The following is a 16779-nucleotide window of genomic DNA, read 5'->3' on the forward strand; positions in this document are numbered from 1 at the left end:
ACATTTCGTGGTGCCAGCACCGCGGCTTGATGGGCTGTCATGCCATTTTGAACGAAAGCCGGAGCACAGGATGCAAGAAGACATCACGAACCAGATCGCAGCCGCGCTCAAGCAAACCGAGGCGCACAAGCATCTGGTGCGTCTATGGGTCTACCGTGACACCTGCGTCGTTGCCGATTTCGCACATGCAGGGCACGCGTTCAAAGCGGACATCACCCCCTTGGCCGCGGGACGCTTTGCCGTCGATCTGGTCAAGAAATCCGTCACGGATCCCTATCCCGTCTTTGCACACAAAGGCAAAAAGCAGAACATCGCCAAGGACATTCCGCTGGCTGAGGTCTCCGCGCTTTTGAACGCTCAGGTTCTCGGCATTGTGGCGCAGATCGATCTCGATCATGCATCTCCTGCGGCGACCGACAGCCCGCGAAAGACGCTCAGGATCGGGGTGATGACACTGCCGCAGAACAGGAATTTCGGTGGCAACCTGCAGCTCTTTGCGCTGATGGAAAAGCTCAGGCAGTTGGGACACCAGCCGGTCGTCATCAACCGCAGGCATCCGCCAAAGGATTTCACCGAAAATGCAGCATCACTGGCCAGGGATGCCAAAAAACCCGCCATGGCCGACCATTATGGCATGTCGTCGAAATTGCCTAACGCCAGCTTTGTGAATGCAGAACTGGCACCTGCCACGCGGCGGTTCTATTCGTCCGCACAGCTGGCACGCAACATCGACAAATATCATTTCGACGCCATCATCGTGGGCAGCGATCAGGTCTGGCGGGCCAAATACGCCCGCAGCATTACAAGGGATTTCTTCTTTGATTTCCTCTCGGGTCATCCCAACCCGCCAAAGCGCATCAGCTATGCCGCATCCTTTGGCGCCGACGAAATGGGGTTCGACCGTCCGACCAAGGACGCCATCCGCAAGCTGATCAAGGCCTTTGACGCCGTGCTGGTGCGCGAGGATAGCGCCGTCGATCTGTGCCGGTCGCTGGGGGCCAAGGCCCATCACGTCCTGGACCCCACACTCTTGCTGCAGCCGGGTGATTACAACAGGCTGATCCAGGCCAAGGATTTCGGATACGATCAGAACCGCATGCTGGCCTATGTTCTGGATACCGACCCCGACAAGGCCAAACTGATTGACACAATCCAGGACAGGCTCGGCCTGCAAACCTATGCCACCAACGGTCTGCCTTTGAAGGCTGAGAGCGTGCTGCAAAGCAATGACGGCGACAGATCGGTCGAAAGCTGGGTGGCCTCGTTCAAAAGCGCGCAATTCGTGGTCACGGATTCCTTCCACGGTGTGGCCTTTTCGATCCTATTCAACCGTCCGTTCATTGCCTACGGCAACCCGAAACGCGGCATGGCGCGCTTTACCTCTCTCTTGCGCATGTTCGGGCTAGAGGACCGCTTGGTCGTGAATGCAGCGGAGGCCGATCTTGAAAAAATCCTCGCCCCCATCGACTGGGATCGCGTGAACGCGCGGCTTGACGTGCTGCGCACCCAGTCTCTGACGCTTTTGAACGACGCGCTTTTTGCACCCAAACGGGCGCAAGCAAAACCCGGCCTCAGCCTTGCGTCGGCGCGGCCGCTGGCCGTTTCGGTTGTGAAAAGGACCTTGGGCCCTGCCCGCACGAAACGGTTGAAATCACGGCTTGGCACACTGCGCACCCGTGGACGCAGCCTTGCGCGCAGAACGCTTGTGACGACCGGCCTGATCAAGGGAAAACCCGGCGCTGCCGCACATCCCGCAACCCCCACGATCGCGGACATCAACGGCAAGGGCATCGTCGTCCACCAGACGGGACAGAGGCTGATTGATGCCCGCGCGCCCACGCCCGCCCCCAGCCAGCCCTTCACGATCAAGGATGTGGTCGCCCGCGATATCTGTATCGGATGCGGGGCCTGTGCCATCGCCACCGACGGGCAGATCGCCATCGACGTCAACGACAAGGGCATGCACGCAGCCCGTCTGGCGGATGTCGAGAACCTGTCCCCCGATCTGTTGGCCAAGGCGGATGTGGTCTGTCCGTTTTCCGACAACGCCGCACACGAAGATGCGCTTGGCGCGCCGCAATCCAGAACCATCAAGATGCCCGTCGACAGCAATGTCGGGGCCTATCAGGCCGTCTTGGCCGGGCGGATCAGCGATGACAAACAGATCGTCGGCAGCAGTTCGGGCGGTCTGACCTCGTGGATTCTGAAATCTCTTTTGTCCAGCGGGCGCGTGGATGGTGTCATTCACGTCGGCGGTGACGGCGATGACGCACGCATGTTCAACTACCGGGTGTCGTTCTCGGTCGATGACGTCGACCGGCACCGCAAGAGCCTGTATTATTCGACCACGCTGGATGATGCGTTCAAGACAGTCAAACAACACCCCGACAAGACATATGCCATCGTCGGCGTGCCCTGTTTCATCAAATCCGCCCGCCTTCTGGCGCAGAACGATCCTGCGCTGGACGCCTGTCTGAAATACTATGTCGGCATCGTCTGCGGCCATATGAAGAGCTCTTTCTTTGCGGAATCCAACGCCTGGCAGCTGGGTGTGCCGCCGCAAGAGGTGGGCAAGGTCGATTTTCGGGTCAAAATTCCCGGCAAGAAATCCAGCCAATACAATTTTGCCGCTGAACAGGGCACCAAGGATCCCAAAAAGCAGATCCGCACATCGCGCCTTGTGGGCGGCAGCTGGGGGCATAACTTTTTCCAGCCCAACGCATGCAACTATTGCGACGACGTGTTTGCCGAAACCGCAGATGTCGTGCTGGGCGATGCCTGGCTGCCGAAATACAGCGCCGACTGGCGCGGCACGAACGTCGTGATCGCGCGCAATCAGGACATCATCGACATCCTCGAAGAGGGCAACAAAAGCGACGCCATCACGATTGAAAATATCAGCCTGTCCGATGCGATCAAATCGCAAGGCGGCGGTCTGCGCCACCGGCGCGAAGGGTTGAGCGTGCGCTTGCAGGACGATGTTGATCGCGGCCAGCCCGTGCCACTGAAACGGATCGCACCGGGACAACTGGATGTGCCTGAATGGCGCAAGGCCCTGATCCGTCAGCGGCGCCATCTGGCCGCGCGCAGCTTTGACGCATTCATCACCGCCAAGAAAACCGGCGACCTTGAAACCTTCAAGACGGACATGGGCCACGAGATTGAGGTCTACAAATATCTGGACGCCCGCAAATACCCCCCCGTCGATCCCGCCGCACCGCGCAAGTATGACGTCGCGCTTTTCGGCTGGCATCATCAGGGCAATCTGGGTGGCGTGCTGACATTCTTTGCACTGCACCAGATCTTGCGTGACATCGGCCTCAGCGTGGCCGTGGTCTGGCGCCCCTCACGGACCGCCATCAACAACGGTAATCGCTACAACCACGAGATCCTCAGCCAGTATTACGACTACACGGCCCATCACGCACCAGAGGACCTGCATATATTGCGCAAGCAGTGCGCCAGGTTCGTTCTGGCCTCTGACCAGCTCTGGGCGGGCAAATGGGTGCCGTTCAATCCCGAATATGAATTTCTGGGCGCGGGCGACAGTTCGGTCAAGAAAATCTCGGTGGCGACTTCCCTTGGCGGTGAAAGATCGCAATTCCCGATCCAGGGGGCCAAGGGCGCCATTGCCGCGCATCTTTTGCGGCAAATCGATCATGTCTCGGTGCGCGAACCCGACGGCGTCGAAATGCTCGACAGTATCGGGGTTACCGCCACGCAGATCCTGGATCCCGTGTTCTTGTGCCCGCCCCACATCTACGCAGAGCTGCAGACACGGGCGCGCGTGGATATCCAAAGCACCGATTATGTCCTGAACTACGTGTTGGACGTCGATGACACATTGGTGGCATTCGCACGCGACACCGTGGCAGACCGCACCGGTATCGCGGACAGCTATTTCATGAGCACGATGCAGAACGACACCGCCAAGGCCACCAAGACAGCCCAGTTTCAATCCTACGATGGTCTGACGTTCTTTCCCGATGCCAATCTGGCCGATTTTGTCGCCGCGATCTCCCAAGCCTCATTCGTGTTCACCGACTCCTTTCATGGGGCCTGTATGGCGACAATCTTTCGCAAGCCGTTCATTTGCGCCCCCAAGGGCAGCCGCGGCAACGCGCGTTTTGCCCTGTTCGACATGCTGGGTCTGGGGGACCGTATTCAGCAGCGTGATGCGCTTGATCCACAGATCATCGACCAGCCCATCGACTGGGACGCGGTGCACCTGAAACTCAAGGATATGCGCAGCGCGTCTTTCGACTGGCTGGCCGCGGCCTTTGACACCGAATTCGACAAGGTGGCACAGGCGTTCGACACACTCCCCACGAAATAAAGGTGCAGGCGGTGGCCGCCTACCGCGAAAAGACCTTCTTGTAGATGCGTTTCGCGACGGACCGTAAAACGAGTGGCGCGATGTTTTTTTCGCCACTCAGAACCTGGCCGATCCGTATGAACTGCGCGAGCCGCATGTCCAGTTCCGCGCCAGGGACCTTCTTGCGCACCAAACGGATCCGCCCATCCGAGAGCGTCTTGCGCTTTATGGTGAGGCCAGGCGTGTCCATCACCCTCAACCGTCGCGCGATGGATGTGTGCAGATCACCGCTCTCGGCCGGGACCTCGAGATCAATATAAAACGCTTCGAACCCAGCCTCACCGGGTGTCAGGCTGAACGGGGTTATCCTGATCAGGAAACGCTTTCCCGACTTGGGAAAATAGCATGTCACACCATCCGCCTGCTGGTTGTATATATCCAGTATGACAACATCGGGGAAAAACGGTTTGAGCGCAGCCAGGACGATATTGTTGTTTCGCACCCTGCGTGATTCAACAATGATGTCATTGGGACTATGCGGAATGTAAGAGGCATCGAACTTTCCGTTATAGGGGCTGCCGCCAGCCTCCAGCCATAGGTCAAAATCCTGTTGCCAGGCTGGATAGGCCACCGCCACCGCGCCGTCATTCCAGAATTTCTGAGGACCGATACTGTGCACAACGAAAGCATCGCGACCGTAGGGTGACGCAGACGGGCAATTATACGCCTTGTCCAGAACCTTGACGTCCAACTTGTATTTCGACGCCATGATCATCAGGGACATTTCATCCCCGGTCAGAATATCCTTTTTCGAGGAAACACCCAAGAATATCCCGTATAATACCTTAGAATCTATCGCATGCTTTTCCCACACATTACGCGACACACAGATCAGACCGCCATTCGGGCGCGGCACCGGGTGCGCGTTAAGGATATCAGCATAGTCACGGTGCAGGTCCTTGTGCTTTGATTCCGTTATTTTAAGAACCGGGCGCCATGCCAAATCCTCAAAGTCCCAAAGATCCGGAATGTGCCTCTGCACAACCATATCAACGTCGAACCAGATGCATTTGTCATAAATATTCAAAAGATCGAAACATGCGAACTTTGCAAAATACATGACACTGTATCTATTTATGATATTGCGCACGACCTCGGAAGAGGTTTCGGTGCCGTTACACTTTGCATAGATGTCGTCTTCTGCGATCACGCTGAATGTAACATCCGGCCAGATCGACACAATCGTATCCTGATCCTCTTGTGAAACACCATTATGAAAAACATGGACAAAACCGTTCCAGTCAGGATGATGCTTGATAAATCCGATCAAAAACGTGCCAAGGGCGAAACCCAAATTAGATGTAATACCAAATACGAGGCATGTGTTCTGCTTTTCGGCAGATGTATCCGCATCTGTTTTCGTGGTTGCCTCGATCATAAGTCCCAATCCGTCATTTTATCATTTTTCTATCGTGTGATCCGATATGAATGGAATTCACTGAGACTTGGCACACTGATGGTTGCGGACGCTACAACAGATTTATGCAGGCCCCAAGTGGCGCACCTCGTATGGACGGCAGAATTTCGAACACGTGCCAGGATCGGAACACATCGCCTGTCGATGACCCCGACCACACGGATGAATCTTGAAACCGGGCCTGCGCACATGATACCGCCTCACAAACCAAAGGCCCACAGGGCCCAGAGAAGGCGGCCACATGAAAAAAGTCATTACCTACGGGACCTTTGATACGTTTCACTATGGCCACGTCCTGCTGTTGCAGCACGCCCGCGCGCTGGGGGACCACCTGACCGTCGCAATCTCTTCGGATGCGTTCAACGACATCAAGGGCAAGCAGTCGCATTTCGACTATGAAACGCGCCGCGCCATGCTGGCAGAGCTGCGTTGCGTCGACGTCATCATTCCAGAGGAAAACTGGGAACAGAAACGCACCGATATCACCGAGCACAATATCGACGTGTTCACCATGGGGGCGGACTGGACCGGCAAGTTCGACGACCTGAGCGATCTGTGCCAGGTGATCTACCTCCCCCGCACGCCCACCATTTCATCGACCGCGATCAAGCGTCTGCACACCGAGCAGGCCGGATAGGCATGTCCCCACGCGCCTTTCGTGCGCTGCGCTGGCTGAACCGTTCTCATGGTCCTGCGCTGCGTCTGACCTTTGCCGGACTGATGGCGGTCACCACCTTCATCATCACCGGCCGCGCCGCCTTGGCACGCGAAGCGGCCGCCTTGTGCCGTGGTGACCGGTTCGCCACAGCAATGCACCGACTGCGCTGGTATCTGACCCACGGCTGGACGGCGCGCATGATGCCCGGCGATGTTCCACTGTTCGATCCGACCAGCGACATGGACCCCGGCACGGTGCACGCGCTTGCGGACTGGCTGGCAGGGCGCAGGGGGCTGCACGCCGATCTTGCCAGGCTCTATGTGCTCGCGCGCCAGATCCGCGACAGCAGGGACCCTGCCGACCAGCAGGCCCTGATGCAACGGTTCGAAACACAGGCAAGCGATCTGGTCCGTGACATTGCCTATCCCGACACCCGCAAGCGGGTCGCCGGCAAATCCGCGCCGCAGTTCACATTGGATCAGGCCCGCGCCGCCCTGTCCGCAATCCAGTCATGCGACCTGCCGTTCTACGTGATTTCCGGCACCTTTCTGGGTGCTGTGCGCGAGGGTGCCTTTCTGGCCCATGATTACGACATCGATGTTGGCATCGACATCGTGGATTTCGACGAGGCAAAGCTGCGCCACCAGATCACGGCCAGCGCCGATCTGGCCTATATCAATGCCAGCGATCATCTCGACCTGACCCGCGATCCCGACGGTTTGTGGACCGGCCAGCCACAGCCTGCTCTTATCCGGGTCATGCACGCCAGCGGCATCGGCATCGACATTTTCGTGCATCACCCTGACGGTGACCTGTCCTGGCACGGTTCGGCCAAACATCGCTGGGACAACAGCGCATTCACACTGGCCGATTACGCGCTCTCGGGCCTGTCCGTGCGCGGCCCTGCCGACGCCGACCGCTATCTGACGGAAAACTACGGCGACTGGCGCACGCCGGTGACCAGTTTCAACTGTTCGACCGGCACGCCCAACGTGTCATTCCCGCGCAATCCCAGCGCACTGGCCGAACAGCTGCGCACAGCCTTGTTGCCGGGACGCCCCACCGACCGGCAGGTCGCCGCCCTGATCCTGTGGCAAGAAGGCTATCTGCATCGCACCGGTGATCGCACGACATTCCGGTTCGGCTGGATCTAACGCGCCTCCAGCACCTTTGTATAATTGGCCCGCATGAAGATCAGTCCCAGCAGGATCAGCACCAGCGCCAGACCGAACCCGTAGGTCAGCGAAATGTAGGTCGGGTGATAGACGGAATAGAACCCGGTGCGCACCAGGCCGGTGACATGCACCAGCGGGTTCCACCACAGAAAATTCTGCACCCCCTGCGGCATGTCCTCGAGGATAAAGAAGATGCCCGAGGCCAGAAACAGCGGCCGGGTGATGATCTTCCAGATGGTTTTCCAGACCGGGAACAGGCCGAACAGCACCGCGTTGACCAGACCGACCCCCAGACCCAGCAATGCGGCCATGGCCAGCCCGACCATGATCGGGCCGACGGTGATCGTCAGGTGCAGTTCGAACACCAGGATGATGCCGACGATCACGATGCAGAACACGGTGATCTGCGTCAGCAGGTGCAGGATGAACCGCGCCAGCACCGTGTCCGCCCAGGTCATGCGCGGATAGGCCAGCAGGGCGCGCGAATAGATGATCGCGTTGTTCGTCTTGCCCTCGATCTCGCTATACAGCGTGAACGGCAGGAACCCCGTGGCGTAGAACATCGCGAAATTGGTGCCCAGCGACGGCGCCCGCACGATCAGTGAAAACGCCAGCGTCAGCAGCGCCAGCATCCCCACCGGTTGCAGCACGGCCCAGACATATCCCCCCGGAGAGGCCCCGTAGGTCGCCGCCATCTCGCGCAGGATCAACGCCACGATGGCGCGCACCGACTGGAACCGGGGCGGCTTGAGGTTGGGGCTGGGCAATGGCGTATCGGTCATGGGGGTCTGCATCAATCAGCCCAACGTCCGGCGCAAGAGCGCAAGACCCCGGTCCAACGTCATGGCGGCGGCATCGGCGCTGTCGCTTTCGACATAAAGCCGCAGTTCGGGGGCATTGCCAGAGGGGCGCAGATGCACGATGCGCCCGTCCATCAGTGTCATGCGCAGCCCGTCGGTGCGGTCGATCGCCTGTTCGGCACCGTCAAGGTCATCCAGAAATGCGGCTCTATCCTGCAGTTCAGAGCCTAATTTTTCGACCAGGGCCAGTGATGCTTCGGTCGGCACCCCTTGCAGGCGGTCGGCAGCGGTGAACCGTGCGGGCTGGTCTGCCACCAATGCGGCCAGACCGCCGGCCCTGCGGGCCGCGGCCAGTGGTGCGACCCAGGGCAGCACCGCGTCGCGCGTGGCCAACGCCGGCAGTTTGCCCGTGGGGCCCTCCGCATCGAACCCCAGCAGGAATCCTCCGTTGGCCTCGTATCCCACGACACGGCCCCCCGCCTGGTCCATGCCGGCGATCACATGGGGCGACCCGATCCGCGTGCGGATCACGCGGCCGAATACCTGTTCGGCACCGGTATTCGACGACACCGGCGTCACCGCCACCTCGGCCCCCAATGCTGTCCCGGTGATCTGGCCCAGAATGTCACCGGGGATCACCCGGCCCGCCCCATCGGTCAGCAAGGGGCGGTCGCCATCGCCATCCGTGGATACGATCGCATCAAGGTGCTGTTCTGCGGCCCAGTCCCGCAGTTGCGCGGCCACACCCGGATCGACCGCCTCGGTATCGACGGGAATGAAACTGTCGGACCGGCCCAGTTCCACCGGCGTGGCCCCCAGACCCGCCACCACCGCCAGCAGCAGGTCGCGGCCCACGGCGGAATGGCTGTAGACCCCGATGGTCAGCCCCGCGAGTGCCGCGCCATAGGCGCTGACATAGCGGGCGACGTAATCGGCACCTGCGGTCGTGTTGACCGTCAGCGTGCCGGCTTTGTCCGCAGAGGCACGCCCCAGATGCGCCAGGATCGCCGCCTCGTCATCCTTGCCGATCTCGCCGCCCGGCAGATAGAACTTCAGCCCGTTGCGGTCGGCGGGAATATGGCTGCCGGTGATCATCACGGCCGCGGCCCCCGCCCCCATGGACGCCAGCGCCAGCGCAGGCGTCGGCACCGCACCGCAATCGGTCACGGCCAGCCCTTCGGCCCGGGCGGCCTCCATCACCATCGCGGCAATCGCAGGCGAGCTGTCGCGCAGGTCGCGTCCCACGAACAGACCCGTGCCCGTATCGCAGGCCGCGACAAAGGCGCGGACGTGATCGGCCACCAGATCGGGCGTCAGGTCCACGACAAGGCCGCGCAGGCCAGAGGTGCCGAATTTGGGGGGCATATCGGGTCTGTTCCTATTGTTTGACGTCTTGCGTGCGCGGGGTCAGCACCTGTTCGCCGCCTTCGACCCAGCGCGCGACCAGCGCGCGCAACGCGTCCTCGTCGGCGGTGTCCAGCGCGCGGCGCAGCGCCTTGAGGGCTGCGGCAACCTCGATTTCAGAGGGATGCGCCTCGCGGGCCTGCATGATCTTGGGGTGCGGCGTGGTCAGCTGGCCTTGACCGATCAAGAGCTCTTCGTAGATCTTTTCGCCAGGCCGCAGGCCGGTGACCCTGATCTCGATATCGCCGTCGGGGGTGTCGTCGTCGATCACGCGATAGCCGGCACTTTCGATCATCTGGCGCGCCAGATCATAGATGCGGATGGGCGCGCCCATATCCAGCACGAAGACATCGCCGCCCTGCGCAAAGCCGCCCGCCACCAGCACCAGCGCGGCCGCCTCGGGGATGGTCATGAAGAACCGGGTCACATCGCGGTGGGTCAGCGTGACGGGTCCGCCCTTCTGGATCTGTTCCTGGAACAGCGGAATGACCGACCCCGAGGACCCCATGACATTGCCGAACCGCACCATGGTGAAAATCGTCCCGCCATTGCCGGACCGGCTGGCCATGTCCTGCAGGATCATCTCGGCCAGGCGTTTGCTGGCCCCCATGATGTTGGTGGGGCGCACCGCCTTGTCGGATGAAATCAGGATGAACCGGTCCACACCGGCGGTCTGGGCGGCCTGCGCCAGCGCCTGCGTGCCCAGCACGTTGTTGGACATGCCGACCAGCGGATTGGCCTCGACCAGTGGCACGTGTTTGTAGGCCGCCGCATGCAGCACGACCTGCACGCCGTGGGTGGTCATGACGCGCAACAACAGCGCCTCGTCGGTGATCGTGCCCAGCACCGGGACGATCTCGATGGTCTGGTCGCGCAGCAGGGCGCGCAATTCCATGTCCAGCGCATAAAGCGCCAGCTCGCTGACCTCGAACAGGACCATCTTGGACGGTTTGCGGGTCAGCAGTTGGCGGCACAGCTCCGACCCGATGGACCCGCCCGCCCCGGTGATCATCACCACGCGGTCCTTGTAGGTGGCCCCCGATTTGGGCAGCGACCCGTCCAGCGCCTCGCGGCCCAGGAACCGGCCCGGCACCACGGGCTGCAACTGGTCGATCAGCGCCTCGCGCCCGGTCAGCTGGGCAAATGACGGCAGGGTCTGTACCTCCAGCCCCATGTCCTCCAGGCGGCGCGACAGCTGGGCCACCCGCGCACGCGGTGCCGACGGCATCGCCAGCAGCACGCGGTCGATCTTGTGTTCGCGCACCAGCGCGTTCAGCGCCACGGGCGGCGACACCATAATCCCCTGGATAATGGTGTTCTGCACACTGACATTGTCGTCGATGAAGGCCACGGGAAAGACCGTCTCGTCCCCGCGCAACGCGGCGGCCAGCTGGCGCCCCGTGCGCCCGGCCCCGTAGATCAGCACCCGGCTGATGTCCTGCCCCTGCCGGTAGATATGCAGCAGGATGTTCAGCATCGCGATCCGTGCCGCGACCGAAATCAGGAAATAGACCAGCGCAAAGTTGATGAAACTGGCCAAGGGGGCCGCAACCCCCGCCATGTCATAGATGACCGCCGCCGAGACCCCCATCAGCACCGCATGGCCTGCGGTCAGGGCGATGGCGTGGCTCTCGTAGGATTTCAGCTGCACCTGCGGCAGGCCCAGCACGCTGGACAGCAACCCGCCGATGGCCATCAGCACCGGCAGCGCCAACCAGTGCCGTGCCAGCGTGTCGGCATCCACCAGTGCATTGCCCTGCAACGTCAGCGCCACGATCAGCGCCACCGGAATCAGCAGGATATCGACGCACAGCAGCACACCGCGCTTGGCGCGTCGCGGCAGAATGCTGACCCATCGATACATAGACACCCGTTCCCGATCCAAGGTCCCGCCGCGACAGCGGGCCACTTCTGTCTTAGGCCCCCCCTTGCCTCTGTTTCAAGGGCAGAGCCCCCGGCACGGGTCGAAATGCGCCGGATGTGGCCTGCGCTGCCCGTCCGTTTTGCATAAAAGTCTCGGAAAACCTGCACAAAGCGTCACGCTGCTGCCCCGGTTCCGCCTGCACCGCGCACGGTCCTGCCTTGATCCTGGGGGCATGGCAGGCTGTGGCGGGTATCATCAATGGGCGAGCTGACACGGATCACACAGGTCACGGCCTGGGATTCCGCCCGTGTCTCTGCCCCCGATGATCTGAAAATCGTCGATGGCCGCCTGTTCGCCACCACCAATTACGACGGGCGTATCTACAGCTGGACCCTGTCGGACGACGACCTGAACCTGCGCAATGCGCAGGCCCACAGTGACGTGTTGCGCCCGGGCGGGCATGGCTGGATCACCCCGCTGGATCTGGACGCAGGCCCCGTGATCATGACCGGCGGCGGGGCGGGTGGCGCACTCGTGCTGCGCGGTGTGTCCTCCAGCGGGGCCCTGCTGCCGGGTGATACGGTCGCGGGCAGCACCGGCCTCTGGGGCAGCCTGCAACACACCGCCAACGTGGAACTGGCAAACGGCACCCACGTGGTCTGGGGCGGGCTGGCCGGGCGCAGTGGCGTGGCCCAGATGACGTTTTCCGACCAGGGCACGCTGATCGACAAACGCATCATCGCGGACACCGCCGCCACCTATGCCGCCGACGTGTCATCCGCCGTCACCGCCACGGTAGCCGGGCAGACCTATCTGTTCACCGCATCCGCGCTGGAAAACGGTGTGACCACATGGGCCGTGGGGGCCACCGGCACACTGACCGCGCGCCACGCCACCGGCAACGCAGAGAGCCTCTGGGTCAGCGCGCCCACCGCCGTGGGCCAGATCAGTGCAGGCGGGTCGGACTGGCTGGTGGTTGCCGCCGCAGACACCGATAGCCTGACCACCCTGCGCATCGGGGCGGATGGTGCCCTGACCCCGGTCGATCACCTGCTCGACACCCGCGACACCCGCTTCGGAGAGGTCGCGGCCATGACCACCATCAGCCATCAGGGCCAGGCCTATGTGATCGCGGGCGGTGGCGATGACGGCATCACCCTGCTGCAACTGCTGCCCGACGGCACCCTGCTGCACCGCGCCACGCTGGCCGATGCGGTGAACACCACGCTGGCCAATGTGTCCGCCATCACCGCGCGCAGCAACGGCAGTGCCATCGACATCTACGTGGGCTCGGCCTCGGAACCGGGGCTGACGCTGCTGCGCTACGATGCGGGACCGACGGGTGTGACCCGCACGGCGAGCGCTGCAGGCGGCACCCTGTCGGGCAGCAATGGGGCCGATCTGCTGACCGGCGGCGCGGGTGCTGACCGGCTGTTCGGCGGTGCGGGCGACGACATCCTGCGCGACGGGGCCGGGTCCGATACGCTGACAGGGGGTGCAGGGGCCGATATCTTTGTGCTGACGGCGGACGGCACCCCCGACACGATCGCGGATTTCCAACCCGGCCTGGACCGGATCGACCTGTCCGGCTGGTCGTTCCTGCGGTCGCGCAGCCAGCTGGACCTTGCGATCACCCAGACCGGGTTTCGCATCACCTATGGCGACGAGGTGCTGGAGGTCCGCAGCGCGAGTGGCCAGCCCATCGACCACCGCACCCTGCCCGACACCGACCTGATCGGTGCCTTTCGCATTCCGATCGTCATCACGCCGGGCTATACCACGCCACCCTTGGATCCCGTCGATCTGCCCGTCTACGAAGGCTATACCTCCGGCCTGCAACCCCGCCCCCCCGGCGCGTCCCCTTCGGTCTGGGACGTGCCGGGCAGCGATCCCGCAGACCAGCCCGGACCCGGCGCATGGCCGCTGACTGCCGGGTCCGGAGCGATCCCGTCACTCAGCTTTTCGGGGTTTTCCGGCAGCCGGATCACCGGCATCGACTGGTCTGGATCCAGCGGTGCCAATACCAAATCCGGCACCAGCAAGGCGGACAGGCTGGATGGCAATCGTGGCAACGACACGCTGATGGGCAAGGGCGGGCGCGACTACATCTATGGCGACAGCGGCAATGACCGGCTCTATGGATCGACCAACAACGACAGCCTTTACGGCGGGTCCTGGGGCGACAGGCTCTATGGCGGATCGGGGCGCGACAGACTTTACGGTGGGTCCGCAGGCGACCGGCTCTACGGCAGCGGCAGCGACGACAGGCTCTACGGCGGCAGCGGCAATGACCGCATGTATGGCGGGTCCAGCCGTGACCGGCTTTATGGTGGGTCGGGGGCGGACAGGCTCTATGGTGGCACCAACAACGACCGCCTGTCAGGTGGCAGTGCCAGCGACCGGCTTTACGGCGGATCGGGGCGCGACTGGCTGTATGGCGGGTCGGGCAACGACCGATTGTTCGGAGGCTCGAACCACGACCGCCTGTCTGGCCACAGCGGTGACGATTTCATCAGCGGGGAGTCCGGCAACGACCTGATCTATGGCGGATCGGGGCGCGACACGATCTATGGCGGGACATGGGGGGATACCCTCTATGGCGGGGTCAGCGGCAATGACCGCATCTACGGCGGCAGTGGCGGTGACCGGATCTATGCAGGCAGCGGTGACGATTGGGTCAGCAGCGGGTCCGGCAACGACAGGACCTACGGCGGCGACGGGCGCGACCTGCTCTATGGGTCCAGCGGTGATGACACGGTGTTCGGTGGTGCAGGCCATGACCTGCTTTATGGCAGCGCGGGCAACGACACGGTTTATGGCGGTGACGGCGATGACTGGATCGACGGCAGCACCGGCGATGACCGGGTGTTCGGCGACGACGGGCACGACACGATCCATGGCGGCGACGGGCGCGATACGCTGGCTGGCGATGCGGGTGATGACCACCTGTTCGGCGGCGCGGATGATGACACGCTTTTCGGGGGCACAGGCGACGACCAGCTGTCTGGCAACGCAGGCACCGACCGCCTGTCCGGGGGTGACGGTGCCGACGATCTGTCCGGCGGCACGGGCCGCGATACCCTGTTGGGCGAGGCGGATCACGACATCCTGCGCGGTGGCGACGGGGACGACACCCTCTTTGGCGGCACGGGCAACGACACCCTGTCGGGCGAGACCGGGGATGACCGTCTATGGGGGGAGGCAGGCACGGATCAGCTGGATGGCGGCGCGGGCAATGACACCCTGTTCGGCGGGGCCGATACCGATATCCTGCAAGGTGGCGCGGGCGACGATCAACTGTCGGGCGAGACAGGCGCCGACAGCCTGTTCGGCGGGGCGGGCGACGATACGCTGCTGGGCGGCGACGGCGATGACTGGCTGGACGCGGGCGCGGGCCTCGGCATCCTGACCGGCGGTGCGGGGGCGGACAGTTTCGTCTTTACCCAAGGGGCGGCGATCGTCACCGATTTCGACCCGCTGGTGGATCGCATCATGATCGAAACCGACCTCTGGGGTGGCGGCATCAGCCGGGATGACCTGATGTTCCTCTACGGCCGCATGGCCGGGGCCGATGCCACCCTCGATTTCGGCGATGACACCGCGCTGACGGTCGCGGGCACCACGCTGGACACGCTGGCCGATACGCTGGTGTTCATCTGAACGGTTTGATCGCCGTGCGTCCGATCAGCACCAGATCCCAGCACAGCGTCCGGTGCCGCGCATAGATCAGATCCAGCCGCGCCTTTTGCGGGATGCAGCGGCGGCGATAGGTGGCCTCGGTCGCCTCTGGGGTATCGCAGGCGGCCAGCAGACGTTCCTCATGCGCGTGATAGACCAGACTGGCCAGCCCGGTGATCCCCGGACGGCAGGCCAGCACGGCGGCATAGAGGTCGGGGTAATCCTCGACATAGCGGCGCAGCGGCGGGCGCGGACCGACGAGGGACATATCGCCCCGGATCACGTTCCACAGCTGCGGGATCTCGTCGGCGCGGGACCGGCGCAGCAGGCGGTGCATCCGGCTCATCTGGCGTTGTTTGTCGCCGCCCGTGACGCCGCCAACCTTGTCCGATCCCACGGGCATGGTGCGCAGCTTGATCAGCCCGAACCCCCGGCCCGGCGCGCGCATCCGTTCGCTGATATAGAACAGCGGGCGGCCTTCGGTGATCAGCAGCACCGCCATCAGCACGCACATCAGCGGCAACAGCAACAGCCCCAGCGTCACCGCCAGCACCAGATCAAGGACGCGTTTGCCCACACTCATACGGGCCACCCCTGCTGCGCCATGGCGGCGGCATCGGCATCCGGCACAGCACAAATCCCCTGCAACAGGGTCACATCCAGCCGCAAGTCAGGCAGCGCATCAGGGCCCGCGTCGCGCCAGACGAATGGCTGGCCGAGGGCGTCCAGAACGTCGGCCATATCCACCGATCCGGCGCGCGCCACGTTCAGCACAGGCGGCAGGTCCGGGGCGGCAAACAGCGCAGGCATCATCGCCATCAGGTCGGCTGCACCGATCATCGCACGCCGCGGCCCCTGCCCGTCCGCGAACCGGTCCAATGTCACGGGGTTCTCTGGCGTGGCGTCAGCGATACCGGCGGCCAGCGCATCACAGCCTGCGACATTGCCGATCCGCAGGCAGGTCACATGGTCCTGCCCGGCGAGGGTGCCTTCCATCGCCAGTTTCGCGGCACCGTAACCGCCCTGCGGCGCACAGGCGGAGCTTTCGTGCAGCAGGCCACGACGCGGGCCGTAAACCGCCTGCGAGGACGCCACCAGCACCCGACAGCCCAGTGTCTTGCCCAGGTGGGCCGCGGCCTGCGCCAGCGGTGTGTTCTGCGCCAGAAGGTCCGGTTCCGGGCCTGCGTATCCCGCCAATGCCAGAATGCCCGTCACACCTGCCTGTTCCAGATCGGCCAGCGGCGCGGGGCTGTTCAGGATATCCCAGGCCACCGCGGGGGTTGTGGGGGCGGCGCTGTCAGGGCGGTGCTGCCACAGGGCAGGCAGATCATCCGGCCAGACACGGGCCAGGGCCCGGCCCAGCTTGCCCGTGCCGCCAAGGATCAGAATGGTGTCGCGCATGCCCGGG

The 16779-nt window shown here is 63.0% G+C and carries 10 protein-coding genes; 4 read left to right on the top strand and 6 right to left on the bottom strand.

Annotation, left to right across the window (positions count from 1 at the left end; genetic code table 11):
• The first annotated feature begins 70 nt into the window (after positions 1–70).
• Positions 71–4336 (top strand): polysaccharide pyruvyl transferase family protein, encoded by a 4266-nt coding sequence (locus LGQ03_RS15650; RefSeq protein WP_226749151.1) that lies wholly within the window; start codon positions 71–73, stop codon positions 4334–4336.
• Positions 4337–4355: 19 nt separating this feature from the next.
• Here LGQ03_RS15650 and LGQ03_RS15655 read toward each other — a convergent pair whose 3' ends face one another.
• Positions 4356–5753, bottom strand: coding sequence for a glycosyltransferase (locus LGQ03_RS15655; protein ID WP_226749152.1), 1398 nt, complete (start codon positions 5751–5753; stop codon positions 4356–4358).
• Between the two features lie 280 nt (positions 5754–6033).
• Between LGQ03_RS15655 and LGQ03_RS15660 the strand changes: the two genes are divergently transcribed.
• Positions 6034–6429 (top strand): adenylyltransferase/cytidyltransferase family protein, encoded by a 396-nt coding sequence (locus tag LGQ03_RS15660; protein ID WP_090160967.1) that lies wholly within the window; start codon positions 6034–6036, stop codon positions 6427–6429.
• 2 nt (positions 6430–6431) lie between these two features.
• On the top strand, positions 6432–7604 hold the full coding sequence (locus LGQ03_RS15665) for a LicD family protein (RefSeq protein ID WP_226749153.1): 1173 nt from the start codon (positions 6432–6434) through the stop codon (positions 7602–7604).
• Here LGQ03_RS15665 and LGQ03_RS15670 read toward each other — a convergent pair.
• The 3 genes from LGQ03_RS15670 to LGQ03_RS15680 are packed head-to-tail and all read right to left on the bottom strand — an operon-like array spanning position 7601 to position 11693.
• Positions 7601–8407 carry an ABC transporter permease gene (locus LGQ03_RS15670; RefSeq protein ID WP_226749154.1) on the bottom strand — a complete coding sequence of 269 codons (807 nt, stop codon included), beginning with the start codon at positions 8405–8407 and terminating at the stop codon, positions 7601–7603. The genes LGQ03_RS15665 and LGQ03_RS15670 overlap by 4 nt on opposite strands.
• A 15-nt stretch (positions 8408–8422) precedes the next feature.
• On the bottom strand, positions 8423–9790 hold the full coding sequence (locus LGQ03_RS15675; RefSeq protein ID WP_226749155.1) for a phosphomannomutase: 1368 nt from the start codon (positions 9788–9790) through the stop codon (positions 8423–8425).
• 13 nt (positions 9791–9803) lie between these two features.
• Positions 9804–11693, bottom strand: a complete 1890-nt coding sequence (locus LGQ03_RS15680) for a polysaccharide biosynthesis protein (protein ID WP_226749156.1) — start codon at positions 11691–11693, stop codon at positions 9804–9806.
• A gap of 258 nt (positions 11694–11951) precedes the next feature.
• Between LGQ03_RS15680 and LGQ03_RS16750 the strand changes: the two genes are divergently transcribed.
• Positions 11952–15353, top strand: a complete 3402-nt coding sequence (locus LGQ03_RS16750) for a calcium-binding protein (RefSeq protein WP_319004509.1) — start codon at positions 11952–11954, stop codon at positions 15351–15353.
• On the opposite strand, the gene LGQ03_RS15695 is transcribed toward LGQ03_RS16750, so the two are convergent.
• Both LGQ03_RS15695 and LGQ03_RS15700 read right to left on the bottom strand, forming a co-directional pair.
• Complete coding sequence (locus LGQ03_RS15695; protein WP_226749157.1) at positions 15346–15954, bottom strand: sugar transferase; 609 nt, start codon at positions 15952–15954, stop codon at positions 15346–15348. The two genes, LGQ03_RS16750 and LGQ03_RS15695, sit on opposite strands and share 8 nt — an antisense overlap.
• Positions 15951–16772 (bottom strand): NAD-dependent epimerase/dehydratase family protein, encoded by an 822-nt coding sequence (locus LGQ03_RS15700; protein ID WP_226749158.1) that lies wholly within the window; start codon positions 16770–16772, stop codon positions 15951–15953. The genes LGQ03_RS15695 and LGQ03_RS15700 overlap by 4 nt, the downstream gene beginning before the upstream one ends.
• Positions 16773–16779 lie beyond the last annotated feature (7 nt).

The organism is Loktanella gaetbuli, assembly GCF_020531945.1.
GTDB classification, from domain to species: Bacteria; Pseudomonadota; Alphaproteobacteria; order Rhodobacterales; family Rhodobacteraceae; genus Loktanella; species Loktanella gaetbuli.